The organism is Hyphomonas sp. NPDC076881, from assembly GCF_050269995.1.
Lineage (GTDB): Bacteria > Pseudomonadota > Alphaproteobacteria > Caulobacterales > Hyphomonadaceae > Hyphomonas.
On sequence record NZ_JBNNJJ010000009.1, the window covers coordinates 1 to 22612 of the forward strand.

The window sequence follows — 22612 nt, forward strand, 5'->3', positions numbered from 1 at the left end:
ACGATGACGGTGAACCCGTCCATCAGCCCGGCAATCTCTTCGGCCGCGCCATAGACATAGGAGAGGTCGGCATGGCCATCGCCGCGGCGCGAGGGCGTGCCCACCGCGATGAACACCGCATCGGCGCCCTTGATCGCTTCGCGGGCATCGGTCGTGAAGAACAACCGCTCTTCCTTGACATTGCTCGCCACCAGAGCGTCGAGGCCGGGCTCATAGATCGGCATGACGCCCGCCTTCAGCTTCTCGATCTTGCCGGCATCCTTGTCCACACAGGTCACCGTATGCCCGAAATCAGCAAAACAGGCCCCAGACACAAGCCCTACATAGCCCGTACCAATAATCGCAACACGCATGGGATTCCCTCAACACTCTTGAAGCGAGGCAGATGCTGGCGGGGTGCATTTTTTGAGCGGCGGAATCAAGAGGAGATTGCCGTGGGGAAAGACCGGATTGACGGAGCAGGACAAAAGCGCCAAGATCAAAACGTGAACGATCGGAGGGGCCGATGAGTCTTGTTTTCTATACCAATCCCATGTCCCGCGGGCGGATCATCCGCTGGATGCTGGAGGAAACCGGCGCGCCCTATGAAACCCGCTTCCTCCGCTATGGCGACGAGATGAACAGCGCCGCCTATGCCGCCGTTAATCCGATGCGTAAAGTGCCCGCCATTGTCCACAACGGCCAGGCTGTCACCGAATGCGGCGCCATCTGCCTCTATCTGGCAGACGCCTTTCCGGAGGCCGGCCTCGCCCCGCCGCTGGCAGGCCGGGCCAGCTATTACCGCTGGATGATGTTCGCCGCCGGCCCCTGGGAACAGGCCAATGTCAATGCCGCCCTCGGCGTTCAGGTAACGCCGGAGCAATCCCGCATGGCCGGCTATGGCACGTTTGAGCGCGCGCTTGATGTGCTGCTGAGCCTCGTTCCGGAAACCGGCTACATGCTGGGCGGCAAATTCTCCGCGCTCGATGTCTATGCCGGCTCGCATATCGGCTGGGCCACCCAGTTCGGCTCCATCCCGGCTACACCCAGGATTGCCGCCTATCTCGACCGCATCCAGTCGCGCCCGGCAGCCCGGCGCGCCGCAGAACTCGACGACGCCGCCATCCCCGAATACGGCCCGTCAGCCTGACAAATTTCAACGCTCGCTGACGCGGTAGATATCCGCCGGACCATCAGAACCAGCCGGCGTGAGCCAGGGCGGAACGTCCCCCCGCAATATCCCGGCGATGAGGCCCTCCGGCGCGTGCCCGGCAAAAAACTGAATGTCGGCATCGGCGCGGCAGACGAGCAGATAATCCACACGGGCATCGAGCAGGCCGGCATGGGCGTCTTCGGGCGCGGCGGTGAAAATGGTCAGGGCCGTATCGATCCCTGCCGTGTTGCGGTGATAGTGGCCATAGAGAACGCTGTGGCGGGTCTCGAGCAACAGCCCCGGCGCGTCGGACGCAGGCGCCAGGATGCGGCCAGGCGGCAGGGTGTTCAGCCGCGCATAGGTGCCCTCCGGATCACACGCGGTGGCGGCTTCTGCGGCCAGTTCTGCAAGGGGCGGCGCATCGGATGGGCCTAGCAGTTTTCCGGCCACGCCCCAGACCACGGGCAGCGACACCAGCAGCACGCCCAGATAAGCCAGACGCGGCCAGCCGGGGCCTGCCTCACCGGCCTGCACCCGCGCTGCGAGCACCGCCAGCGGCAGCACGGCGAACAATTGGCCGAAGACATAGAAACGGGTCTGGTAAAACGCAAACAGCAGCGAAACCGTCAGCAGAAGGACAAAAAGCAGCCTGGCGCGCCGGTCCCTGCCCTGCCCGACCATCCAGAGCGCGGCGCAGAGCCCTGCGATCTGGGTGCCCATGCGGAACAGCACTTCATCCAGGTGCCCCACCAGAAGGGCCAGCGTCGGGCGCGCCTCATCGACGCGCGCCAGCCAGAGTTCCCGCGCCTGCGCCGACAGGGCGTTCAGGGGATTGCCGAGGCATTCCGGGCCGGCCACCCCCACCAGCACGGCGCAGAGCGCCGCCACCCCGGCAAGGGCCATCAGCCGGGTTCTGAACGTTTTTTCCGAAGCAAGCCGCGCGGCCAGCGCAAATGCGGCCCCGCCGCCGAGACCTGCAAGCAATGTAACGGAAGAATGCGCATCGCAGCGGGCAATCCCGTAATCGAGGGGCGGCACGGTGGCCAGGAATGTGGCCGCCATAACGGCGGCAAAGCTTGCGCCAAATACAACGGCGCCGCGCTGGGCGGGCGCGCCGGCCACCGCCCAGTCCAGCGCCACGAAGGCCGCCAGGGCGGCAACAAAGAGATGTACCTCCACCCCGACTGCGGCAGCGAGGGCAAGACATGCCCCGGAAAGTGCCATCGGCGCCGCAGGCCGCTCCCGCGCCACCAGCGCTGCGGCAGAAATCATCATCAGGCCAAGCTGGACGTTATGATGATCGATGGCGCCCGGCAGGAAACGGAAATGGCGGAAAAGAACAGCAAAGCCCAGCAGGCAGGTGAACAACAGCACGCCGCGCCCGCCAAGCGAACGGGCCCCGAGCACAAGCCCGGATGTAACCATCAGTACACTTGCAAATGGCCAGATCGTGATGGCCACGCTCAGCGCGCCATCGGTTCCCAGAAGCGGCGTCAGAATCAAGGCGATGGCCGCAATCGGCAGATCCACCAGCCGCGACCAGTGCATCAGCGTGCCCCCGTCCGGTCCGAGCCGGCGCTGAGAAAGATCAAACCAGGCTTGCCCTTCAAGCAGATCGCGCACCTCAACCAGGCGCATGACGTCATCGCCGTCCGGGCCGATCCGGCCGAAGCCTCCCGTCAGCAGGCTTACAATCGTCAGGCTCGCGCAGACGGCCAGGAACAGGACCAGGCCCGCCCGGCGTTTAATGGTTGCGGTTTCAAGGGGGCTGGCAGGGCGTGCTGGCGCCGTCATCGGGAAACTGCCCTTCCTGCAAGGCTAACTTAACCTGTGCCGGTCTATAGCTTGAAAACACTCACTAAAGACTGAACGCGATGACCCCGGACACCAGCCGCTACAGCCTCGCCGTACTGCTGCCCTGCTACAATGAGGGTTTGTCGATCGCATCGGTGGTCATCAGCTTCCGCAAGGTGCTGCCCGGCGCGCGCATCTATGTCTATGACAACAACTCCACAGACAACACCGCGCAGGAAGCCGCGCTGGCCGGCGCCACGGTCATCACTTGCCGGCGTCAGGGCAAGGGCAATGTGGTGCGCCAGATGTTCGCCGACATCGAGGCCGACATCTACGTCATGGCAGATGGCGACGGCACATATGATGCGGCTGCTGCGCCCCGCATGATCGACGCACTGATCGCGGACCGTGCCGACATGGTCGTGGGAACCCGCCGAAACATCACGGAAGACGCCGGGCGCAAGGGCCACGCTTTCGGCAACCATCTGTTCAACCGCGTCTATCAGGCCATATTCGGGCGCGAGTTCACGGACATCTTCTCCGGCTACCGTGTATTCACGCGCCGTTTCGCCAAGAGCTTCCCGGCCAATTCGGCGGGCTTTGAAATCGAAACGGAAATGTCCGTACACGCATCTACCTTGCGTCTTCCGGTCACCGAAATCGAATTTGACTATGGCCGCCGCGTTGAGGGATCGGCCAGCAAGCTGTCCACCTTTCGCGATGGCCTGCGCATCCTGTCGATGATGGCGATGCTGATGAAGGAGACGAAACCTTTCGCCTTCTTCGGGTGGATCGCCGCGGCGCTGTTTGCCGCCTGCACGATCCTGATGGTGCCGATCACGCTGGAGTTCTTTGCGACCGGGCTCGTCAATCGCGTGCCAACGGTGATGCTCGCCATGACGCTGATGGTCGGGGCAATGCTGTCGCTCTCCTGCGGCATCATCCTTGATTCTGTCTCACGCGCGCGGATCGAGCAGAAACGCATCTTCTACCTGTCACAGGCGCCCGCCCGCGGCGAGCGCACCTTTCCCGGCGCCCAGCCTATCGACGACCGCGAAATGCCCGCGCCATTCCGGAGCACCGGCTTCTGATGCGCCGCGAAACAACCAACCGTATACGGTATGTGCTTGAGGACATCCTCCCGGCTGCCTTGCGGGATTCCGGCCTGTTTCGCGCCGCCGCCTCCATGGCCTGGGGCCGTCACGTGACCGAACTCGCCCGCTTCCGCGAACGCGCCGCCTTCCTCACGGATGAGGAATACGAAGCGCTCTATCGCAAACACCCGCGCGTCCATGAAGAGACCGATAATTCGGATGCCTGCATCGCCGCCATCACGGCGGACATTGCCGGCGAAAGCGCTGTGGATGTCGGCTGCGGCACGGGCGCGCTGCTGCGCCGTGTGCAGCAGGCGCGGCCCGGCCTGAAGGGGCTGGCGGGCGTGGATTTCGTGATCGACCCTGCGCTGAAGGACGAGGGCATAGAGTATTTCGCCGCCAAGGTCGAAGCCCTCCCCTTCCTCAACAAGGCCTTTGATACAGTCATCTGCACGCATGTGATCGAGCATATCGTCGACTATCGCGCCGCTATCGCCGAGTTGCGGCGGGTGGCGCGCCGCCGCCTCATCATCGTGGTGCCACGCGAGCGCGAGTATCGCTACACCTTCAACCCGCACGTCAACTTCTTTCCGTACACACACAGCTTTCTGCGCGCCATGATGCCGGTTCCCGAGGGCTACCATATCCGCCAGATTGGCCGGGACATCTATTACCGCGAGGATATTGCGCCGTGAAAGCGCTGCCCCTGCATGTCCTGGGCCTGCTGGTGTTGACGCCGCTCCTGATTGGCGTGGGTCAGGTGATGTTCAAGATAACCGGCCAGAAGCTGGCTGCCTATCCGCCGGTTCCGGTGCAGGCGGCAATCCTCAGCCCGGCTTTTCTGGGCGCGCTGACGCTCTACGGGGCCGGAACGCTGATCTGGGTCTATGTGCTGAAGACCGTGCCCCTGTCTTATGCCTATTCCTTCATGGCACTGACCTTCGTGATCGTGCCCGTGCTGGCGCACTTCTGGTTCGGCGAACCACTGAACGCCAGATATTTCATCGGTATGGGGCTGGTGGTTGCCGGCCTGGCAACGCTCTGGTCCTGACACCAGCCACATATGATGAAAAGCCCGCTCGATCCGAGCGGGCTTTTGTCATCTGGCCGGAAAGCGGCGCTCAGATTTCCTGATTATACGCGCCGACTTCGGGATGTTTGCCGAGGCGCGGCTTCACTTCCTTGTGGAAGAGGTCTTTCATGTCCGCCTCGCTGGCCATGGATTCCACCACAACCACCAGCTCCGGCTTGTTGGATGAGGCGCGCACCAGTACCCAGGAGCCATCCTCCAGCGTCACGCGGGCGCCGTTGACGGTGTTCACCTCGACAACCTTCCGCCCAAGGATTTCCTTGCCATCGAGAGATTTGTATTCCTCGACCATACGGTCGACGACCCCATACTTCACCTCGTCGCCGCAATGAGCGGCCATCGTCAGCGAGGTGTAGGCCACGCCCAGCTCTGATTTGAGATCGGCCATCGTGCGGCCGGGATTGCGGTCCAGCATCTCCAGCACCGCCTTGGCGGCAATCAGGCCGTCATCATAGCCAAGCCCGATCGGCGGGCGGAAGAAGAAGTGGCCGGACTTTTCAAAGCCCGCCAGCGCGCCCAGCTCTGTGGTGCGGCGTTTGATGTAGGAATGGCCGGTCTTGTAATAGTCCACAGTCGCGCCATTCGCCTTCAGCACAGGATCGGTCTTGTAGAGACCGGTGGATTTCACATCGACCACGAATTTCGCGTTCGGGTAATGCTTGGAAAGATCGCGCGCCAGCATCAGGCCGATCTTGTCGGCAAAGATCTCTTCGCCGGTATTGTCCACCACGCCGCACCGGTCGCCATCGCCGTCAAAGCCGAGAACGACATCCGCGCCATGTTCCTTGGCTGCCAGCGACATCTCGTGCAGCATTTCATGATCTTCCGGGTTCGGATTATATTTCGGGAAGGTCATGTCGAGATTGCAGTCCATCTCGATCACCTCCGCGCCAATCCCGCGCAGCACGTCGCCCGCAAAGGCGCCGGCCGTGCCATTGCCGCAGGCGGCCACCACCTTCAGCTTCCGCTTCAGCTTCGTGTCACCGATGATCGCCTGAATGTATTTCTCGCGGATGCCGTCGATGCGGCGATGCGTGCCGCCCGCGCGCACCTCGAACTTGCCGCCCATGACGATCTCTTTCAGGCGGCCCATCTCTTCGGGCCCGAAGGTCAGCGGGCGGTTGGCGCCCATCTTCACACCGGTCCAGCCATTCTCGTTATGCGAAGCCGTGACCATGGCGCAGCACGCCGCATCCAGCTCGAACTGGCTCCAGTAAACCATCGGCGAAAGCGCCAGCCCCACATCCAGCACCTCGCAGCCCCCGGCCACCATGCCGAGTGTCAGCGCATTCTTGATCGGCTGGCTGATCGAGCGGAAATCATGCCCGGTCACCACCGTGGGCTTCACGCCCAGCTCATGGAACAGGGTGGCCATACCGAGGCCAAGCGCCTGCACGCCTGTGAGGTTCAGCTCCGGCGCCTTGGCATGACCAATGCCGTTAAACCACCAGCGCGCGTCATACTCCCGGAAGCCCGTCGGTTTCACCAGCGGCAGAATCTCGAATTCCAGCGTGTTGGGGGCAATATCGGCAAGCGGTTTGGGCAACATGATGTCTCTCCGTAAAAATGGTTCTGGCGCGGCGCGCGGCGCCCGCAAATGTCTCGCCTTCTTCCATGCAAAATTCGCGCCCTGGGGGCAAAGGAGAAATGCGCCTTTAATCTGACAAAAGTTCAGGAGTAATATATTGAAGATGAAATATTTTACTCCAGATCCTGCCCACACCCCAGGAGAAAACCCATGAAAATCTGTACTGCGATTGGCCTTTTCGGCGCCCTGTCCGCCACTCTGGGGTCCCCGTGATCCCCCTCGGCACGCCCTTTGGCTGGGAAACCCAATTCGGCACTTTCCGGGCACGCTGACTGTCGAGAACAAGCAGACCGTGCTGAGCATCGGCGCCCGCTACCGTTTCGGCAGCTGATAGGGCATCCCCGCGTCAGCTTCCGGAGGAAGTCTTCAGGAAGCTCACGATCCATTGCGCCAGAAAGCGGCGGTCGCACGCCCCCTCCAGCGACGCGATCGCCGCATCTGCCGTCTCTTCACTCAGCGACACGCCCCGCCGCGCGCTGTAGAGCGCTGCGGAAAACTCAGGATCGAATTCCGGATGGCACTGAAAGCTCAGCCCCGGAAAGCCCTGATAGCTGAGCCCGGCAAATTCGGTGAACGCCGAACAGGCGACAATCTCGGCAGCCTCTGGCTTTACGACCACCTGATCCTGATGGCTGACGGCAATGCTCATGGCGGGCTGCGCCTCGCCTGCCCAACCAGGTGTTCCGGCCACGGTATAAGTATGCCGTCCCACGCCCCAGCCCTTGGCAGATTTCTCGACCTTTCCGCCCAGCGCCTCGGCCATGATCTGATGGCCGAAACAGATGCCCACCTGCGGCAGCTTCGCCTGCGCGCCCGCCCGGATGAAATCCATCAGCGGGCTGATCCACGGCTCATCATCATAAACGCCCGCCGGCGAACCGGTATAGACCACCGCCTCCAGCCCCGCCGGGTCCGGCAGGCCCTGCCCGCGCGCCACAGAGACTGTCTCGCAGGAGAAACCGGCACCGGCCGCCTCAAACATCCGCCGGAACATCTCGGGATAATCCGGAAACCGGTCACGGATCGCCGCAGGCGCCAGGCCCGTTTCCACAATCGTCAGCTTCATTCTGCCGGTTCCGTCACTGCCTCTGTCTCAATCCGTTCGGGCTCCACCAGGAACCCGCCAGACTGGCGGGCCCAAAGCTCCGCATAGAGACCACCCGCGGCGACCAGCTCATCATGCATCCCCTGCTCCACGATCTTCCCCTGATCCAGCACGATCAGCCGGTCCATCTGCGCAATGGTCGACAGCCTGTGGGCAATCGCCAGCACGGTCTTGCCTTCCATCAGGCGGAAGAGATTGTCCTGGATCGCCGCTTCCACTTCGGAATCGAGCGCAGAGGTTGCCTCATCCAGAATGAGGATCGGCGCGTCCTTGAGGAAGATGCGTGCAATCGCGATCCGCTGGCGCTGGCCGCCGGACAGCTTCACGCCGCGCTCGCCCACATGCGCATCAAAGCCGATCCGGCCTTTGGAGTCTTCCAGCGTTTCGATGAAGGCCATCGCTTCTGCCTTCTCGGCGGCGATGCGGATGTCCTCATCGCTCGCCTCGGGACGGCCATAGGAGATGTTCTCGCGGATCGAGCGGTGCAGCAGCGAAGTATCCTGCGTCACCATGCCGATCTGTGCCCGGAGGGAATCCTGCGTAACCCCGGCAATGTCCTGCCCATCGATCAGAATGCGCCCGCTTTCGGCATCATAGAAGCGCAGCAGCAGGCTGGTCAGCGTCGTCTTGCCCGCGCCGGATCGGCCCACCAGGCCGATCTTCTCGCCCGGCCGGATGGCGAGGCTCAAGTCCTCGATCACGCCCGCGCCCTTGCCATAATGGAAGGTAACGCCTTCAAAGGTCACTTCGCCCTTCACACGCGGCAGCGCCGCCGCGCCCGGCCGGTCTTCCACCGCCACAGGTTTCTGCAGCATCGCCATGCCATCATAGACGACGCCGATATTCTCGAAGAGGCTGGCCACTTCCCACATGATCCATTGCGACATGGACTTGATGCGCAGCGTCAGGCCCACAGCCGCGGCCACCGCGCCCGCGCCCACCAGATTGCCCATCCACAGATAGATGCCGCCAGCGGCCACCAGGAACACCAGCAGCGAATTGTTGACATAGACGATGACGTTGAAGCCCGTCACCATCCGCATCTGGCGGTAAACCGTCTGCAGGAACCCGTCCATAGACCCCTTGGCATAGTCTTCCTCACGGCCCGAATGGGCAAACAGCTTCACCGTCTGAATATTCGTGTAGGAATCAACGATCCGGCCCGTCATGATCGAGCGCGCATCGGCCTGCGCTTCGGCGATCTTGCCAAGGCGGGGCACGAACCAGCGCAGGATGAAGCCATAAACCACCGCCCACAGAATGAACGGCGCCATCAGCCAGGGATCGGCCGCCGACACCAGAACCAGCGCCGAAATAAAGTACACAGCCACGAAGACGAAGACATCCAGCACCTTCATCACCACTTCGCGCACGGACAATGCCGTCTGCATCACCTTGGTGGCGACGCGGCCGGCAAACTCGTTGCCGAAAAAGCCCATGGACTGGCCCAGCATCTGGCGGTGCATCCGCCAGCGCGCGCTCATCGGTACGTTGCCCATCAGGCCCTGATAGACGATGAGCCCATGGATCAGCGTCGCCAGCGGCAGGCCGATCAGCAGCACGGCGCCCATGACGGCCAGCGTGCCGCCTTCGCGCTGCAGGAAGCCCTCCCGGTCGGCGGCGGCCAGCCAGTCGACAATCCCGCCCAGAAAGCCAAACAGCGCCACCTCCCCCACCGCGATCAGCGCAGTGAAGAGAGACATCAGGATCAGCCCGGGTGCCGCCGGGCGGATATAATGCCAGAGAAACGGCCAAAGCCCCTTGGGCGGGGGCCCCTGCTGGGTCTCCGGAAACGGATCAATACGGCGTTCAAAGAAGCGAAACATGGCCCGCCCATTTGGAGAGGCAGGCGGGAAAGAACAAGAGTGGCAACGCCGCCCTCGAAGCAAGTTTAATGAGCACAAATTGGATACACTTTGGCACGGAGAACTCTCGAATTTTTAGGTCCAAGAGGAACACTTATATGGCACTGGAAAACAGGAAGGAGACTTAAACCAAAAGTTGCTTATTTTCATTCGCCTGTTATTTGGAGCCGAAGAACAACGTTAAAAGCGCAGATATGAGCGAAGAGCTAGACATTCAATTTGGCACACCTCGAACTCCCGAAAAGGTAGATGATTGGGAGAGGGATCGCCGCCCGAAATCCTTATCAGAACTTAACGCAAATTTGGCGGCAACACTTTGCGACCTAGATAAACTGGCTCAGACGAGCCTGATGCGATGCGCTTTGAGTGCCAAAAGCTATATTTGGGCTATGGATGAGGCTGGAAAAATTGTTGTTGCCGTAGAGGAACTCGCAATAGAAGAGCCTGAGGGAGTTTACTCAGGCTATCCCCGCAGACGAGGCCTTCGGCATCCTTCCGAGGAAAAGAAGCTCGGGCACCCGACACTGTTAAATGAAGGCAGCGCTAGAATTGCTGGCGAGCTAGCATTTGATGAGGTAGAAAATAACGTCGTTACTTGGGTCATAAATGCTAATTCGGGGCGATATTGCAGACAGAAACCTCCCGAAAAACAGCAACTCGATAATGTTGCCGCTCGGTTTAGGGAACTAGGGGTCTCTCTAATCGTTGACTACGAATAGCGTATCTATATGAGGATTATGTGCCCTTAATTGTTGCGCAAGCTTATTGACTAACATTAAGGTAGCAACAAACACCATTGGGAGTTGTCCGTGTCTAAAGACATTGCAATGCTGGTTTCTCGATTGGGCACTTTTCGCCCGAGCGACCGCGCGACTCTTAACCGTTCTTTCGGTGATCCCGCTTCCCGGGATGTTGCCATTGATGCGGTAAAACAATTTGTTTTGCGTTGGGAAAACGCAAATTGGCTTGAGGTGTATTCTATTGAGCGCATCGGCAAATGGATCGCCAAATATCGGCCTGAAATGGTAGACACTTTTAAAGAGTGGTCAGCAAGTGACCCGAGCGACGCGAAAATAGCCCTTGCTAGCGGCATGGAGCAAGGCTGCGTTGAAGCATCCGTGCATTAACATCGTTTCTGATTAGAAACTGTACGGATCGTCTCGATCCTCTTTCTTGGGTTCAACCTAAGGGGCTGCCGGAACATCCCCCGCAGCCTTCGCCGCAATCCAGGCCTTCACCTGCATCTCCAGCGCGTCCATCGGCACAGCGCCCTGCCCCAGCACCACATCATGGAAGGCGCGGATGTCGAAACGCTCGCCCAGCGCCGCTTCCGCCTCGGCCCGCAGCGCGCGGATTTTCAGCTCGCCGATCTTGTAGGCTGTCGCCTGCCCCGGCCAGCCGATGTAGCGCGTCACCTCGGTCTGGATGTTGAGCGGGGCCAGCGCGGTATTTTCCTTGAAGCAGGTCTCCGCCTCTTCCCGGCTCCAGCCATACCAGTGCAGCCCGGTGTCCGAGACCAGCCGGCACGCCCGCCACATCTCCATGGAGAGGGCGCCGAACTGTTCATACGGCGTCTCCATCAGGCCGGCCTCGCTGGCCAGATATTCGGCATAAAGCCCCCAGCCCTCCCCGAAGGCGGTGGCATAATAGTTCTGCCGGAACCAGGGCTGCGCCTGCATCTCCTGCGCCAGCGCAATCTGCAGATGGTGCCCCGGCACGGCTTCATGCGCCGAAAGCGCCGGCAATTCGTAAAGCGGGCGCTGGTCAAGGGCATAGGTATTGACCAGATAGGCCCCCAGCCGCCCCTCGCCCGGATCCCCCGACATATACCGCCCGGACGTGTATCCCGGCGCGATCGAGGCGGGCACCGGCTCGACGGTATAGCCCAGGCGCGGCAGCAGATTGAAATAGTCCGGCAGCATCGCGTCGAGCCGCGCGGCGATATGCTTGGCCGCATGCATCAGCTCTGCCGCGCTCTGCGCATAGAATTGCGGATCGGTGCGCAGGAAGACCAGGAAATCGGCAAAGCTGCCCTCAAAGCCGGTATCGGCAATGATCGCCTCCATCGCCGCCCGGATGCGGGCCACTTCTTCCAGGCCGATGGCGTGGATCTCCTCGGGCGAATAGCCCGCCCCCGCCGTATGGGCCTCCACCAGCGCGGCATAGACCTCGCGCCCGCCGTCCAGCCCGGCAATCCCGGCGCCCTGCCGCGCGGCCGGGGCATAGGTCTCATCTATATAGGCCAGTGTCTCGCGATAGGCGCCGATGGCGCGCGCCGCCGCTGCCAGCCCCTCGGCCTGAAGCCGGGATCTGGACTCTGCATCCACCGAATCACTCATCTCCGCTAGTGGCCGGTAAAGCTCACTGGCGGCCACATCGCCGGTAATCTGCGCTTCGATCTGCGCCCGCGCGGTGTTCAGCGGGTCGGCATGGGCGGTCCAGCCTGTCTCGATCCCGCGCGTCATGTTGGCCCGGTTCTGCGCAAAATAGCGGGGCACATCATTCAGCCGCGCAATCCAGGCTTCGGCCTCGGCCACCGTGCGCACCCGCAGGCGCATCGCGGCAAATACCGGCTCTGCCTGAAAGCCCCAGTCCCCGGTGAAGGGGATGCGGGCCGAATCATAGGTCACTTCGCGGATTTCATCGGCCAGCAGCCGCGTCAGGATCGCCTGATCCAGCGTCCGGCCGGTCTCTGCTGCCTCGATTTCAGCCAGCAGGGCGCTTGCCTTGGCCGCCCGCGCCGCCAGCGCTTCAGGCGAAACATCCCGCCACCGGCTCACCAGCGCGGCGTCTGCATCGGCGGCCTGATCGGGGTCTCCCTGGCGTGTATGCGCTTCATATGCGGTCACCAGCGCGTCCAGCGGGTCTGCGGGCGCCGCAAGGGCAACCGGGGCGAGAGACAGGAGCAAAAGCGCCAGAACAGCCGGTTTCAATTTGTCGCTCCCACGAGTGCCTGCGTTGACACGACCCTAGAGGCTCGTAGAAGCGGATACCAGCTTCCCATTGCACGCGAGGAACACCCCCATGTCCGGACCGCAGCGCGCCGCCACGCGCCCCCTGTCCCCGCACCTGCAGATCTGGCGCTACCACGTCACGATGCTTGCTTCGATCACCCACCGGATCACGGGGGCAGCCCTGTATTTCGGCACCTTCCTGATCGCCGCCTGGCTTGTGGCGCTCGCCATCAGCCCGGATGCCTTCGCCGCTATGCAGGGGATCATCACCTCCATCCCCGGCAAGATCATCCTGTTCCTCTGGGCGGTCGCGGTGATGTTCCACCTCTTCAACGGCATCCGCCATCTGGTCTGGGATGGTCCCGGCATCGGCTTCTCGCCGAAGGTCGCCAGCACCGTGTCCACCATCATCTACTTCCTGGCCATCCTCGGCGCCGTTGCGCTGATGTTTGCCGCCGGCGCGTTCTGAGGAGGCCCCCATGTCACAAGGCCAGTTCCTGACCCCCACCAAGGCCGCCCGCGGTCTCGGCTCTGCCAAATCCGGCACGGCGCACCATATCCGCCTGCGCGTTGCCGCGCTCGCCCTGCTGATCCTGGTGCCCCTCGCCCTCTATGCCATCATCAGCATCTCCAGCGCCGGCTATGACGGCGCCCGGGCCTGGGTCGCCCAGCCCCTGCACGCCACCCTCCTCATCCTCACCGCCGGCGCCGTGTCCTACCACATGCGCCTCGGCATGCAGGTGATCATCGAAGACTACATCGCCAAAACCGGCATGCGCACTACTCTCCTTATCCTGAACACCTTTGCCGCGATCGCGATGTTCGTCGCCGTGGCCATGGCCGTGGTTCAGATCTGGATTGCTGGTTGAGATACGCGAAGAAGAGACAGATAAAATGAGCAGCTATAACTGGATTGATCATACCTATGACGTGGTCGTGGTCGGCGCCGGCGGCTCCGGTCTCCGCGCTGCGCTTGGCGCGGCGCAGGCCGGCCTGCGCACTGCCTGCATCACCAAGGTCTTCCCCACCCGCTCCCACACGGTTGCCGCCCAGGGCGGTATCGCCGCCTCGCTCGGCAACATGTCCGAGGACAGCTGGCAGTGGCACATGTACGACACCGTCAAGGGCTCCGACTGGCTCGGCGACCAGGACGCGATCGAATACCTCGTCCGCAACGCCCCCGCCGCCGTTTACGAGCTGGAGCATTGGGGCATGCCCTTCTCGCGCACCGAGGAAGGCAAGATCTACCAGCGCGCCTTCGGCGGCATGACCCGCAATTTCGGCGAAGGCCCCGTCCAGCGCACCTGCGCAGCGGCTGACCGGACCGGCCACGCCATGCTGCACACCCTCTATGGCCAGTGCGTGCGCGAAGAGACCGAATTCTTCATCGAGTATTTCGCGCTTGATCTCATCATGGATGAAGATGGCGTCTGCCGCGGTGTCACCGCCTGGAAACTGGATGATGGCACGCTCCACCGCTTCCGCGCCCAGAAAACCATCCTGGCGACTGGCGGTTATGGCCGCGCTTATTTTTCCTGCACCTCGGCCCACACCTGCACCGGCGATGGCAATGCCATGGTCCTGCGCGCAGGCCTCCCGCTGCAGGATATGGAGTTCGTCCAGTTCCACCCCACCGGCATCTACGGCTCAGGCTGTCTGATCACAGAAGGCGCGCGCGGCGAAGGCGGCTACGTCACCAACTCCGAAGGCGAACGCTTCATGGAGCGCTATGCCCCGTCCGCCAAAGACCTCGCCTCCCGCGATGTGGTCTCCCGCGCCATGACGATGGAAATCCGCGAAGGGCGCGGCGTTGGTCCGGAGAAGGATCATATCTATCTCCACCTGAACCACCTCTCGCCCGAAACCCTGCATGAGCGTCTGCCCGGCATTTCGGAAACCGCGAAGATCTTCGCCGGTGTGGACGTCACGAAAGAGCCGATCCCGGTCCTCCCGACCGTCCATTATAATATGGGCGGCATCCCCACCAACTTCCACGGCGAAGTCCTCACCAAGAAGGGCGGCGATCCCGATGCCGCCGTTCCCGGCCTGATGGCTGTGGGCGAAGCGGCCTGCGTGTCCGTACACGGCGCAAACCGTCTCGGCTCCAACTCGCTGATCGACCTTGTGGTCTTCGGCCGCGCCGCTGGCCTGCGCTGCGGCGCCACCACCGAGGCCGGCGCCCGCCAGCCGGAACTGCCCAAATCGGCCACCGACGCCCACCTCGCCCGCCTCGACAAGATGCGCAACGCCGCCGGTGACCAGCCGGTCGCCAAGCTCCGCCTCGAGATGCAGCGCGCGATGCAGTCCAACTGCGCCGTGTTTCGCACCGGCTCGGTGCTGAAGGAAGGCGTCGATGCCATCGAAGACGTTTACAAGAAACTGCCGGGCATCGACGTGAAGGATCGCGGCATGATCTGGAACACCGATCTCGTCGAAGCGCTCGAATTTGAAAACCTGATCTGCCAGGCCGCCGTCACGGTGAACTCGGCAGCCAACCGCGAAGAAAGCCGCGGCGCCCACGCCCGCGAGGACTTCTCGAGCCGCGATGACGAGAAATGGATGAAACACACCCTCGCCTGGTGCGACGAGGCCGGCAAGGTCACGCTCGATTACCGCCCGGTGCATGATTACACGCTCTCCAACGAGATCGAGTACATCAAGCCGAAAGCGCGGGTATACTGATAAACTGCAACAGCAATCCGGCGCGGTACGCAGATGAGCCAGTACAAGACTGTCTGGGTTCGCGCCGGAAAGCAGAAGAAGGAAGAGAAGAAACTCCTCGGACGGGGCAAGAAACTGGTCGACGATCCGCATCAGGCGGATCTCGCAGAACTCGCCACCCTGATCGAGACCGCCTGCAACTCACTGCACGAAGAAGGCTACGACATCATTTCCATACTGCCGTCCGTCAGCGGCCATTCGGAAAAGGGTGTCATGAGTCAGGGCGGATACGGTTTCGGATTTAGCATAACAGATGGCGCGGTGATCACAGCGCGCCGCAGGGCAACAGAGTGAGGGAGGTCAAATTGACAATTCGTTGCTCGCTCACACAAAAGTCTGGATCGCCCGTCAAGTCGCACCTCTACCCGCAATCCTTTTATCCCAAAGATGACTCAGACGAACCGATGATCGTAGTAGGGACCAACAAGGGAGAGCGTCTAAGGCGCTCCAGGACGGGACTTTACGACCATAACCTCGTTACGGCTGAGGGCGAGGCGGTGCTGGCTAAGATCGATCAAGCTGCATTCAACGTGTTGAAACCTTTTGAGCCAGTCGCAAAGCTGGTGGAACGGTCTACAGACTTTATCGGGACAAAGTATAACCCGTCCGCCTGCCTACTTTCAAAAGATGATGCCGACACTTGCCTTACATTTGTAGCTTCTTTGCTTTGGCGGTTTCACGCATCCGGCATGCGAGAGGCGAGCGCGACCAATCTAGGTCAAAAGGCGGAAGAGTTTCGTCTCGCGACACTGCATCAGGACAGCACGAAAATTGGCGGATTTTCGGTTTTGATCAACAAACTAAAGGACGACGACTTTGCCGGTGTACTTACGCCTCGCTCATTTCGTGAGGGTGACCTCCGGTTTTATGAGCTGGTGGCTGGTGGCTTTCGCTTTTGGGCTAAAGCCGATAAGCGACCCATCAAAAGCAACCTTCAAGTAGCAATGACTGAAATCGGCAAGCCACCCGTGATCATGATTCGATCATTTACGGACAGTCGCTCCTTTTCCAACTTTGCACGTAAAGCAATACCGGCCATGAAGCATAAAAGATTGCCTTGGAAGCCGGAAACTCGTTTGAAATATAGGATCTGATCATGGTACAGCTGACCCTTCCCCAGAATTCCAAGGTCAAGAAAGGCAAGACCTGGCCGAAGCCCCAGGGCGCGACCAATCTGCGGCCTTTCCGGATCTATCGCTACAGCCCCGAAGAAGGCGGCAATCCGCGCTGGGACACCTATTGGGTGGATATGGACCGCGCCGGCACGATGATCCTCGACGTGCTGATCTACATCAAGAACAACATCGACCCGACCCTCGCCTTCCGCCGCTCCTGCCGCGAAGGCGTGTGCGGCTCCTGCGCGATGAACATCGCCGGGCGCAACACCATCGCCTGCACCAAGGGCTTTGATGAGCTTCCTTCCGGCGAGATCGTCATCGCCCCGCTGCCCAGCCAGCCGGTGGTGAAAGATCTGATCCCGGATCTGACGAATTTCTACGCTCAGCACGCCTATGTGCAGCCCTTCCTGCAGACGGCCACGCCCACCCCGGAGAAGGAATGGCGCCAGTCTGCCGAAGACCGCGCCAAGCTTGATGGTCTCTATGAGTGTATCCTCTGCGCTTCCTGCTCCACCTCCTGCCCGTCCTATTGGTGGAATGGCGACAAGTATCTTGGCCCCGCAGCCCTGCTGCAGGCCTATCGCTGGCTGATCGACAGCCGCGACGAAGCCACCGGCGAGCGCCTCGACGCGCTGGAAGATCCCTTCAAGCTCTATCGCTGCCACACGATCATGAACTGCGCGCAGGTTTGCCCCAAGGGCCTCAACCCCGCCCAGGCCATCGCCAAAATAAAGCATATGATGGTGGAGCGCGTCGCTTAAAGCGGTCGCCTATCCCTCAAAAATTGAGGCTCCGCAGGCCCCTGAACCCAATGGTTTCAGGGGCTTGTCATTTTTTGCAGGCTTTCTTGTCCACCCCCTCGGCGAGTGGGCGTATGCTTGAGGGATGTTCAGCCTCGCCCGCCTCAGAAAGGAACCTGCGCTCGCGCGATATTTCGCGTTCGTGCATCCCTTCTTCTGGCCGGTGCTGATCTGGCAGCTTGCCCGCGCCGTGGACGAAGTCCGCGCCGCCGGGCGCTGCGGCGCGATGCTCCGCGTGATGTGGTGGGGCGGGGTACGCATCGAATATCTCGGCGACGCCGCGCCCAACCCCTCCGCCTACAGACCAGTCGCGCCCACACGCCCGCACTGGAGCGATCCCTGCTGGTCAAGCGCCGTTCCCGCAATCATCAATGCTGATGAGCCGCACCGCCTTTTCTTCCCCCGCATTTGCGGGGGAAGTGGCAGGGCGCAAAGCGCCCTGACGAAGGGGGCCTACGCCCTCTCCACGCACCCCGACACCTCCTAGCGCCCCCCAGCTCCGAACCCAGCCCAAATCCCCCGGCCAGCCCCGCTGCGTCCGGCCCTTCGTGCTGCGTGGAACCTATCCCCGCCCCTTGCGCCGGTTACATGCGGCATGCGCCAGCTGCAAATTCTCCGGCCGGTCCGATCCGCCCCGCGCCTTCGCCAGGATGTGATCGAAACTCGGCCGCTGTTTCTTCCAGAGCGTGGCATGGGCCACCTCAAACCGGTGGCGTGGCATCGGCCGGCCACAAAGAGCGCACAGCCCGCCCTGGCTTTCCCATAGCGTGTTGAACAGCGCCGTCTCCGGCGGGGCGAAAGGCTGGCTCACAGCCCGGCAGGCACGGCCCAGCCGCGCCGCGCGCAGGCGGCCAGCACAGTGTTGCGCAAGAGGCAGGCAATCGTCATTGGCCCCACCCCGCCCGGCACCGGCGTGATGAACCCGGCCACCTCGGCGCAGCTTTCATAATGCGCGTCGCCCACCAGCTTGGTCTTGCCTTCGCCCTTTTCCGGCGCGGGCACGCGGTTGATGCCCACATCGATCACCGCCGCGCCGGGCTTCACCCAGTCGCCGCGCACCATCTCCGGCCGGCCCACCGCCGGCACCAGAATGTCCGCGCCCCGGCACACTCCGGCAAGGTTTGCTGTGCGGCTGTGGGCAATCGTGACGGTGCAATTCTCCGCCAGGAACAGCAGCGCGGCGGGCTTGCCCACCAGGATCGAGCGGCCGATCACAACCACATTCTTCCCCGAAAGGTCCTCACCCAGCGCGCGCTTGGCGAGGATCACCGATCCCACCGGCGTGCACGGCCGCAGGCCCGGCTTGCCCAGGCTGAGCCGCCCGGCAGACACTTCCGTCAGCCCGTCCACATCCTTGTCCGGATCGATCTTTTCGATGGCGGCGTCGGCGTCCAAACCCTTGGGTAGCGGCAGTTGCAGCAGAATGCCGTCCACGTCCGGGTCCGCGTTCAGGCGTTCGATCAGGCTTTCCACTTCGCCCTGCGTCGCATCGGCCGGCAAACGGTGATGGAGGGAGACCATGCCGGCGGCCTGCGTCATCTTCACCTTGTTGCGGACATAGACTTCGCTGGCGGGGTCTTCCCCGACAAGCACCACGGCAAGACAGGGCGCCCCGGGAAGCGTGGAAACGGCTGCGGCCACGGCAGACCGCACATCTGCTGCCACGCCCGTGCCGTCAATCTTTACTGCTGCCATCGCTGCCACCTGCCAGTTCGCTGATCCGGGCCGCGAGCGCTTCTGGCCCTTCGATGTCGAGGCCTTTAAGGCGGTTTTTTCCGCCCGTCACCACTTTGACGGCAGACTTCGGCACGCCGAGCGCTTTTGCCACAAGCGCTTCGACCGCCGCATTCGCTGCGCCTTCCGCCGGAAGGGCGCGGACGCGCAGCTTCAGGAAAGGCCGCCCGGCCTCGTCCGCCGCCCAGCCCTCCAGCCGGTCAGCCGAGGCCTTGGGCTGGACACGTACGGTCAGCCTGTGACGCATCTGGGAGAAATCCGGACAGTTCCGGACAAATCAGAACGGCACCAGGCCATAGGCGTACCGGGCGATCACCTGGCGCAGGAAGAAGATGATCAGCAGCACGATCAGCGGCGTCAGATCCAGCCCCTGCATCGGCGGCAGGAGGTTGCGGATCGGGCGGTAAACCGGCTCGGTCATCCGCTCCAGCCCCGACCAGATGGAGCGGACTGTGGGATTGCTGAGGCTGATGACGTTGAAGGTGATCAGCCAGGACAGGATCGCCTGAATGATGATGATCCAGGTGATGATGTTGAGGATCACCAGAATGACGTCGAGAATGGCGGCCATCGGACCCGTCTCCGTGAGAATGCAGTGCGTCGCCCGAGACTTAGGGGCCCCCGCCCCTCGAAGCAAGCGCAGGGATGCCGCGTGCCTATCCGCCGGGGGTTCCGCAGCAGCATCTATCTGGTAAGCAGTTCAAGATAACTGGGGGTTTCATGCAGCCATCTGATTTCATCCGCAAATGGGAAAAGTCCGAACTGAAGGAAAGTGCCGCGGCGCAATCCCATTTCGTGGACCTCTGCCATCTGCTGGACGTGCCCACCCCCACAGATGCCGACGCGGTGGGCGATACCTATTGCTTCGAGAAGGGCGCCACCAAATCCACCGGTGGCAATGGCTTTGCCGATGTGTGGAAGAAGGGCTGTTTCGGCTGGGAGTATAAGGGGCCCAAGGCCAATCTGGACGCCGCCCATGCCCAGCTTCAGCGCTATGCGGTGGCGCTGGAAAACCCGCCCCTGCTGATCGTTTCCGACACCAAGCGGATCATCATCCGCACCAACTGGACCAATTCGGTCAGCGAGACGCATACCGTTGAGCTGACCGACCTGCTGGACGCGGGCAAGCGCGACCTCTTGCGCCACTGTTTCCTCAGCCCCGAGGCGCTGAAACCGAAGAAGACGCGGGACGACCTGACGCGCGACGCCGCCGACCGGTTCACGGCGCTGGCCCACCGCCTGCGGGCGCGGGGGCATGGGCCGGAAGAGGTGGCGCATTTCGTCAACCGGCTCGTCTTCTGCATGTTTGCCGAGGATGTGGACCTTCTGCCCAACAAGCTGTTCCAGAAGGCGATGGAGCGCTCCCTGCGCGAGCCGGAACGGGCGCAGAAATACCTCTCAGACCTCTTCGCCGCGATGCAGACCGGGGGCGAGTTCGGCCTGGATGACATTCCCTGGTTCAATGGCGGCCTCTTTGATTCCGCCGACGCCCTGCCCCTGGAGCGGGAGGATGTGGAAGCCGCCGTGGCAGCGGCCAATCTCAACTGGGCCGATATTGACCCCTCCATCCTCGGCACGCTGTTCGAGCGGGGGCTCGACCCGTCCAAACGCTCCCAGCTTGGCGCGCATTATACCGACCGGGACAAGATCCTGATGATCGTCCGCCCCGTGATCATCGATCCGCTGGAGGCTGAGTGGGCGCAGGTGAAGGCGAAGATTGCCGAGGAGATGGAAAAGTCCCGCGCGGCAAAATCCCCCGGCGCGCAGACGCAGGCCTATAACCGGGCGGCGAAGGCGCACAGCGATTTCATCGAGATGCTGGCGAATTTCCGCGTGCTGGACCCGGCCTGCGGATCGGGCAACTTTCTCTATCTGTCGCTCAAGGCGCTGAAGGATATTGAACACAAAGCGAATGTGGAGGCTGAGGCGCTGGGCCTGCCGCGCGGCTTTCCGCGCGTGGGGCCCGAAGCGGTGAAGGGCATTGAAATCAATCCGTATGCCGCCGAGCTGGCGCGGGTCTCGATCTGGATCGGCGAAATCCAGTGGATGCGCGCCAATGGCTTTGAAGCCAGCCGCGACCCGATCCTGAAATCGCTGAATAATATTGAGTGCCGGGACGCGGTGCTGAACCCGGACGGCACGCGCGCGGAATGGCCCGAGGCGGACGTTGTGGTGGGTAACCCGCCGTTTCTTGGCGACAAGAAAATGAATGCAGAGCTTGGGGTGGACTATGTATTCAGTCTGAGGAAGGCTTGGGACATGGTGCCCGGCGGTGCTGACCTTGTTACCTATTGGTTCGCAAAAGCGTGGGAAATGATTGCGGCAGGAGAGGTAAGACGCGCTGGTTTTGTCGCGACAAATTCCGTTCGCGGCGGAGCAAGCCGACAAGTCCTGAAGCCGATCGTTGAGCACGGTCGAATTTTTGAAGCATGGAGCGACGAAGATTGGACAGTGGAAGGCGCTGCAGTCAGGGTCTCAATCGTGTGCTTTGATAACGAAGAAGAGTTGCTTTCACGATTAAACGGTCAAACGGCATCTGTTGTCTATTCTGATCTAACTGCCAGTGACAGCGGTACAGATTTGACCAAAGCAACGGCGCTTGTGCAAAATGCGGGTATAGCCGTTCAAGGACCGACAAAGGGAGGAAGCTTTGAAGTTTCCGGAGAGATCGCTCGCCAATGGCTGACAGCGCCCCTCAATCCCAATGGGAAGACAAACTCATATGTCCTTAAGCGTTGGTACAATGGGCAGGCAATAACTGATCGGTGGAAAGATCTATGGATAATAGATTTCGGACTTCAGCCTTTCTCAGAGGCGTGTTTATTTGAACAGCCGTTTCAGCACCTTCAAAGAGTAGTGCTTCCATCACGCCAGAAAACGCTAAGGCAACGTCGCAGAGAGTATTGGTGGCAGTTTAACGAACCCGCGCCTGGACTTCGCGAGAAAACAAAGCATCTCAAAAGAGTGCTTGTGACTCCAGAAGTCTCAAAGCACAGAATATTTCAGTTCATCGATTCAAGCTCTCTGCCTGACAAAAACCTAATCGCAATTACACGAGATGACGAAACAACTTTTGGAATTTTGCAAAGCTCCGTCCACGAAATTTGGTCACTTAGGATGGGAACTTCCTTAGAAGATCGGCCTAGGTATACTAGCTCGACGACCTTTCGCACCTTCCCCTTCCCCGAAGGTCTCACGCCCAATATTCCGGCGGCGGACTATGCGGATGATCCGCGCGCGCAGGCGATTGCGGCGGCGGCCGAGCGGCTGAACACCCTGCGCGAGAACTGGCTGAACCCGGCGGACCTTGTGACGCGCGTGCCCGAAGTGGTGCCCGGATACCCTGACCGTATCCTGCCCGTGGACGAGCGGGCCGCAGACCTCCTCAAGAAGCGCACGCTGACCAACCTCTATAATGAGCGCCCGGCCTGGCTGGATCATGCCCACCGCGATCTCGACCGGGCGGTGGCCGCCGCCTATGGCTGGGCGGCCGATTTCGAGGCGGGCCTCCTCACTGATGAGGAAATTCTCAAACGCCTGTTTGAGTTGAACCAGGCGCGGGCAGGCGCGCAGGGATAAGCCGGGCAGCGCACTTTCCCGGATGACAGGGACGAACG

At 61.7% G+C, this 22612-nt stretch carries 24 protein-coding genes; 14 read left to right on the top strand and 10 right to left on the bottom strand.

Annotation, left to right across the window (positions count from 1 at the left end):
* Positions 1–353, bottom strand: a 353-nt coding sequence (locus tag ACQKI2_RS10990; protein ID WP_427379720.1) for a 3-hydroxyacyl-CoA dehydrogenase NAD-binding domain-containing protein, incomplete at its 3' end; no start/stop codon positions are given.
* A 152-nt stretch (positions 354–505) separates the two neighbouring features.
* Between ACQKI2_RS10990 and ACQKI2_RS10995 the strand changes: the two genes are divergently transcribed.
* On the top strand, positions 506–1129 hold the full coding sequence (locus ACQKI2_RS10995; RefSeq protein ID WP_427379721.1) for a glutathione S-transferase family protein: 624 nt from the start codon (positions 506–508) through the stop codon (positions 1127–1129).
* A 6-nt stretch (positions 1130–1135) separates the two neighbouring features.
* Here the strand turns inward: ACQKI2_RS10995 and ACQKI2_RS11000 are convergent, their stop codons facing one another.
* Complete coding sequence (locus ACQKI2_RS11000; protein ID WP_427379722.1) at positions 1136–2926, bottom strand: hypothetical protein; 1791 nt, start codon at positions 2924–2926, stop codon at positions 1136–1138.
* A gap of 80 nt (positions 2927–3006) precedes the next feature.
* Here ACQKI2_RS11000 and ACQKI2_RS11005 point away from each other — a divergent pair, with 80 nt between their 5' ends.
* From ACQKI2_RS11005 to ACQKI2_RS11015, 3 genes are read left to right on the top strand one after another with little or no spacing between them, the layout of a single operon-like run.
* On the top strand, positions 3007–4017 hold the full coding sequence (locus tag ACQKI2_RS11005) for a glycosyltransferase (RefSeq protein ID WP_427379723.1): 1011 nt from the start codon (positions 3007–3009) through the stop codon (positions 4015–4017).
* Positions 4017–4715 carry a class I SAM-dependent methyltransferase gene (locus tag ACQKI2_RS11010; protein WP_427379724.1) on the top strand — a complete coding sequence of 233 codons (699 nt, stop codon included), beginning with the start codon at positions 4017–4019 and terminating at the stop codon, positions 4713–4715. The genes ACQKI2_RS11005 and ACQKI2_RS11010 overlap by 1 nt, the downstream gene beginning before the upstream one ends.
* Positions 4712–5071 carry an EamA family transporter gene (locus ACQKI2_RS11015; RefSeq protein ID WP_427379725.1) on the top strand — a complete coding sequence of 120 codons (360 nt, stop codon included), beginning with the start codon at positions 4712–4714 and terminating at the stop codon, positions 5069–5071. The genes ACQKI2_RS11010 and ACQKI2_RS11015 overlap by 4 nt, the downstream gene beginning before the upstream one ends.
* 70 nt (positions 5072–5141) lie before the next feature.
* Here the strand turns inward: ACQKI2_RS11015 and ACQKI2_RS11020 are convergent, their stop codons facing one another.
* The 3 genes from ACQKI2_RS11020 to ACQKI2_RS11030 form a co-directional block, all read right to left on the bottom strand.
* On the bottom strand, positions 5142–6659 hold the full coding sequence (locus ACQKI2_RS11020) for a phosphomannomutase/phosphoglucomutase (protein ID WP_427379726.1): 1518 nt from the start codon (positions 6657–6659) through the stop codon (positions 5142–5144).
* 385 nt (positions 6660–7044) lie between these two features.
* Entirely contained in the window at positions 7045–7764 is a 720-nt protein-coding gene (locus ACQKI2_RS11025) for a glutamine amidotransferase-related protein (protein ID WP_427379727.1), read from the bottom strand.
* Positions 7761–9629, bottom strand: a complete 1869-nt coding sequence (locus ACQKI2_RS11030; RefSeq protein WP_427379728.1) for an ABC transporter ATP-binding protein — start codon at positions 9627–9629, stop codon at positions 7761–7763. The genes ACQKI2_RS11025 and ACQKI2_RS11030 overlap by 4 nt, the downstream gene beginning before the upstream one ends.
* Positions 9630–9862: 233 nt before the next feature.
* On the opposite strand from ACQKI2_RS11030, the gene ACQKI2_RS11035 reads away from it, so the two are divergent.
* Both ACQKI2_RS11035 and ACQKI2_RS11040 read left to right on the top strand, forming a co-directional pair.
* Positions 9863–10387, top strand: a complete 525-nt coding sequence (locus tag ACQKI2_RS11035) for a hypothetical protein (protein ID WP_427379729.1) — start codon at positions 9863–9865, stop codon at positions 10385–10387.
* A gap of 90 nt (positions 10388–10477) precedes the next feature.
* Positions 10478–10795, top strand: coding sequence for a hypothetical protein (locus ACQKI2_RS11040; RefSeq protein WP_427379730.1), 318 nt, complete (start codon positions 10478–10480; stop codon positions 10793–10795).
* Positions 10796–10852: 57 nt separating this feature from the next.
* Here the strand turns inward: ACQKI2_RS11040 and ACQKI2_RS11045 are convergent, their stop codons facing one another.
* Complete coding sequence (locus ACQKI2_RS11045) at positions 10853–12601, bottom strand: DUF885 domain-containing protein (RefSeq protein WP_427379731.1); 1749 nt, start codon at positions 12599–12601, stop codon at positions 10853–10855.
* Between the two features lie 91 nt (positions 12602–12692).
* Between ACQKI2_RS11045 and sdhC the strand changes: the two genes are divergently transcribed.
* From sdhC to ACQKI2_RS11080, 7 genes are all read left to right on the top strand, one after another.
* Entirely contained in the window at positions 12693–13091 is a 399-nt protein-coding gene (sdhC, locus tag ACQKI2_RS11050) for a succinate dehydrogenase, cytochrome b556 subunit (protein ID WP_035602712.1), read from the top strand.
* 10 nt (positions 13092–13101) lie between these two features.
* Positions 13102–13491 (top strand): succinate dehydrogenase, hydrophobic membrane anchor protein, encoded by a 390-nt coding sequence (gene sdhD / locus ACQKI2_RS11055; RefSeq protein ID WP_051612848.1) that lies wholly within the window; start codon positions 13102–13104, stop codon positions 13489–13491.
* 25 nt (positions 13492–13516) lie between these two features.
* A complete protein-coding gene (sdhA, locus tag ACQKI2_RS11060) occupies positions 13517–15304 on the top strand; it encodes a succinate dehydrogenase flavoprotein subunit (RefSeq protein WP_427379732.1) in 1788 nt (595 codons plus the stop codon).
* Between the two features lie 33 nt (positions 15305–15337).
* Entirely contained in the window at positions 15338–15637 is a 300-nt protein-coding gene (locus ACQKI2_RS11065; RefSeq protein ID WP_427379733.1) for a hypothetical protein, read from the top strand.
* A gap of 11 nt (positions 15638–15648) precedes the next feature.
* Complete coding sequence (locus ACQKI2_RS11070; protein WP_427379734.1) at positions 15649–16437, top strand: hypothetical protein; 789 nt, start codon at positions 15649–15651, stop codon at positions 16435–16437.
* 2 nt (positions 16438–16439) lie between these two features.
* Positions 16440–17222 carry a succinate dehydrogenase iron-sulfur subunit gene (locus ACQKI2_RS11075; RefSeq protein WP_291054546.1) on the top strand — a complete coding sequence of 261 codons (783 nt, stop codon included), beginning with the start codon at positions 16440–16442 and terminating at the stop codon, positions 17220–17222.
* Positions 17223–17346: 124 nt separating this feature from the next.
* Complete coding sequence (locus ACQKI2_RS11080; protein WP_427379735.1) at positions 17347–17748, top strand: hypothetical protein; 402 nt, start codon at positions 17347–17349, stop codon at positions 17746–17748.
* A gap of 75 nt (positions 17749–17823) precedes the next feature.
* Here the strand turns inward: ACQKI2_RS11080 and ACQKI2_RS11085 are convergent, their stop codons facing one another.
* The 4 genes from ACQKI2_RS11085 to ACQKI2_RS11100 are packed head-to-tail and all read right to left on the bottom strand — an operon-like array spanning position 17824 to position 19566.
* Positions 17824–18072, bottom strand: a complete 249-nt coding sequence (locus ACQKI2_RS11085) for an HNH endonuclease (protein ID WP_427379736.1) — start codon at positions 18070–18072, stop codon at positions 17824–17826.
* Positions 18069–18956 (bottom strand): bifunctional methylenetetrahydrofolate dehydrogenase/methenyltetrahydrofolate cyclohydrolase FolD, encoded by an 888-nt coding sequence (gene folD, locus ACQKI2_RS11090; RefSeq protein ID WP_427379737.1) that lies wholly within the window; start codon positions 18954–18956, stop codon positions 18069–18071. The genes ACQKI2_RS11085 and folD overlap by 4 nt, the downstream gene beginning before the upstream one ends.
* Complete coding sequence (locus tag ACQKI2_RS11095; RefSeq protein WP_427379738.1) at positions 18937–19242, bottom strand: DUF167 family protein; 306 nt, start codon at positions 19240–19242, stop codon at positions 18937–18939. Before ACQKI2_RS11095 ends, folD begins: the two co-directional genes overlap by 20 nt.
* Positions 19243–19272: 30 nt before the next feature.
* Positions 19273–19566, bottom strand: a complete 294-nt coding sequence (locus ACQKI2_RS11100; protein ID WP_035602827.1) for a YggT family protein — start codon at positions 19564–19566, stop codon at positions 19273–19275.
* 149 nt (positions 19567–19715) lie between these two features.
* On the opposite strand from ACQKI2_RS11100, the gene ACQKI2_RS11105 reads away from it, so the two are divergent.
* Positions 19716–22574: a class I SAM-dependent DNA methyltransferase gene (locus ACQKI2_RS11105; RefSeq protein ID WP_427379739.1), complete on the top strand. Its 2859-nt coding sequence runs from the start codon at positions 19716–19718 to the stop codon at positions 22572–22574.
* Positions 22575–22612: the final 38 nt, after the last annotated feature.

Bases quoted from the DNA above. Each gene is read 5' to 3' on its own strand.
- ACQKI2_RS11030 (WP_427379728.1), bottom strand. From the start codon at position 9,629: ATGTTTCGCTTCTTTGAACGCCGTATTGATCCGTTTCCGGAGACCCAG.
- sdhD (WP_051612848.1), top strand. From the start codon at position 13,102: ATGTCACAAGGCCAGTTCCTGACCCCCACCAAGGCCGCCCGCGGTCTC.
- ACQKI2_RS11020 (WP_427379726.1), bottom strand. From the start codon at position 6,659: ATGTTGCCCAAACCGCTTGCCGATATTGCCCCCAACACGCTGGAATTC.
- ACQKI2_RS11005 (WP_427379723.1), top strand. From the start codon at position 3,007: ATGACCCCGGACACCAGCCGCTACAGCCTCGCCGTACTGCTGCCCTGC.
- ACQKI2_RS10995 (WP_427379721.1), top strand. From the start codon at position 506: ATGAGTCTTGTTTTCTATACCAATCCCATGTCCCGCGGGCGGATCATC.
- sdhA (WP_427379732.1), top strand. From the start codon at position 13,517: ATGAGCAGCTATAACTGGATTGATCATACCTATGACGTGGTCGTGGTC.
- ACQKI2_RS11010 (WP_427379724.1), top strand. From the start codon at position 4,017: ATGCGCCGCGAAACAACCAACCGTATACGGTATGTGCTTGAGGACATC.
- ACQKI2_RS11100 (WP_035602827.1), bottom strand. From the start codon at position 19,566: ATGGCCGCCATTCTCGACGTCATTCTGGTGATCCTCAACATCATCACC.
- ACQKI2_RS11035 (WP_427379729.1), top strand. From the start codon at position 9,863: ATGAGCGAAGAGCTAGACATTCAATTTGGCACACCTCGAACTCCCGAA.
- folD (WP_427379737.1), bottom strand. From the start codon at position 18,956: ATGGCAGCAGTAAAGATTGACGGCACGGGCGTGGCAGCAGATGTGCGG.
- sdhC (WP_035602712.1), top strand. From the start codon at position 12,693: ATGTCCGGACCGCAGCGCGCCGCCACGCGCCCCCTGTCCCCGCACCTG.
- ACQKI2_RS11065 (WP_427379733.1), top strand. From the start codon at position 15,338: ATGAGCCAGTACAAGACTGTCTGGGTTCGCGCCGGAAAGCAGAAGAAG.
- ACQKI2_RS11095 (WP_427379738.1), bottom strand. From the start codon at position 19,242: ATGCGTCACAGGCTGACCGTACGTGTCCAGCCCAAGGCCTCGGCTGAC.
- ACQKI2_RS11105 (WP_427379739.1), top strand. From the start codon at position 19,716: ATGCAGCCATCTGATTTCATCCGCAAATGGGAAAAGTCCGAACTGAAG.
- ACQKI2_RS11080 (WP_427379735.1), top strand. From the start codon at position 17,347: ATGTTCAGCCTCGCCCGCCTCAGAAAGGAACCTGCGCTCGCGCGATAT.
- ACQKI2_RS11000 (WP_427379722.1), bottom strand. From the start codon at position 2,926: ATGACGGCGCCAGCACGCCCTGCCAGCCCCCTTGAAACCGCAACCATT.
- ACQKI2_RS11025 (WP_427379727.1), bottom strand. From the start codon at position 7,764: ATGAAGCTGACGATTGTGGAAACGGGCCTGGCGCCTGCGGCGATCCGT.
- ACQKI2_RS11075 (WP_291054546.1), top strand. From the start codon at position 16,440: ATGGTACAGCTGACCCTTCCCCAGAATTCCAAGGTCAAGAAAGGCAAG.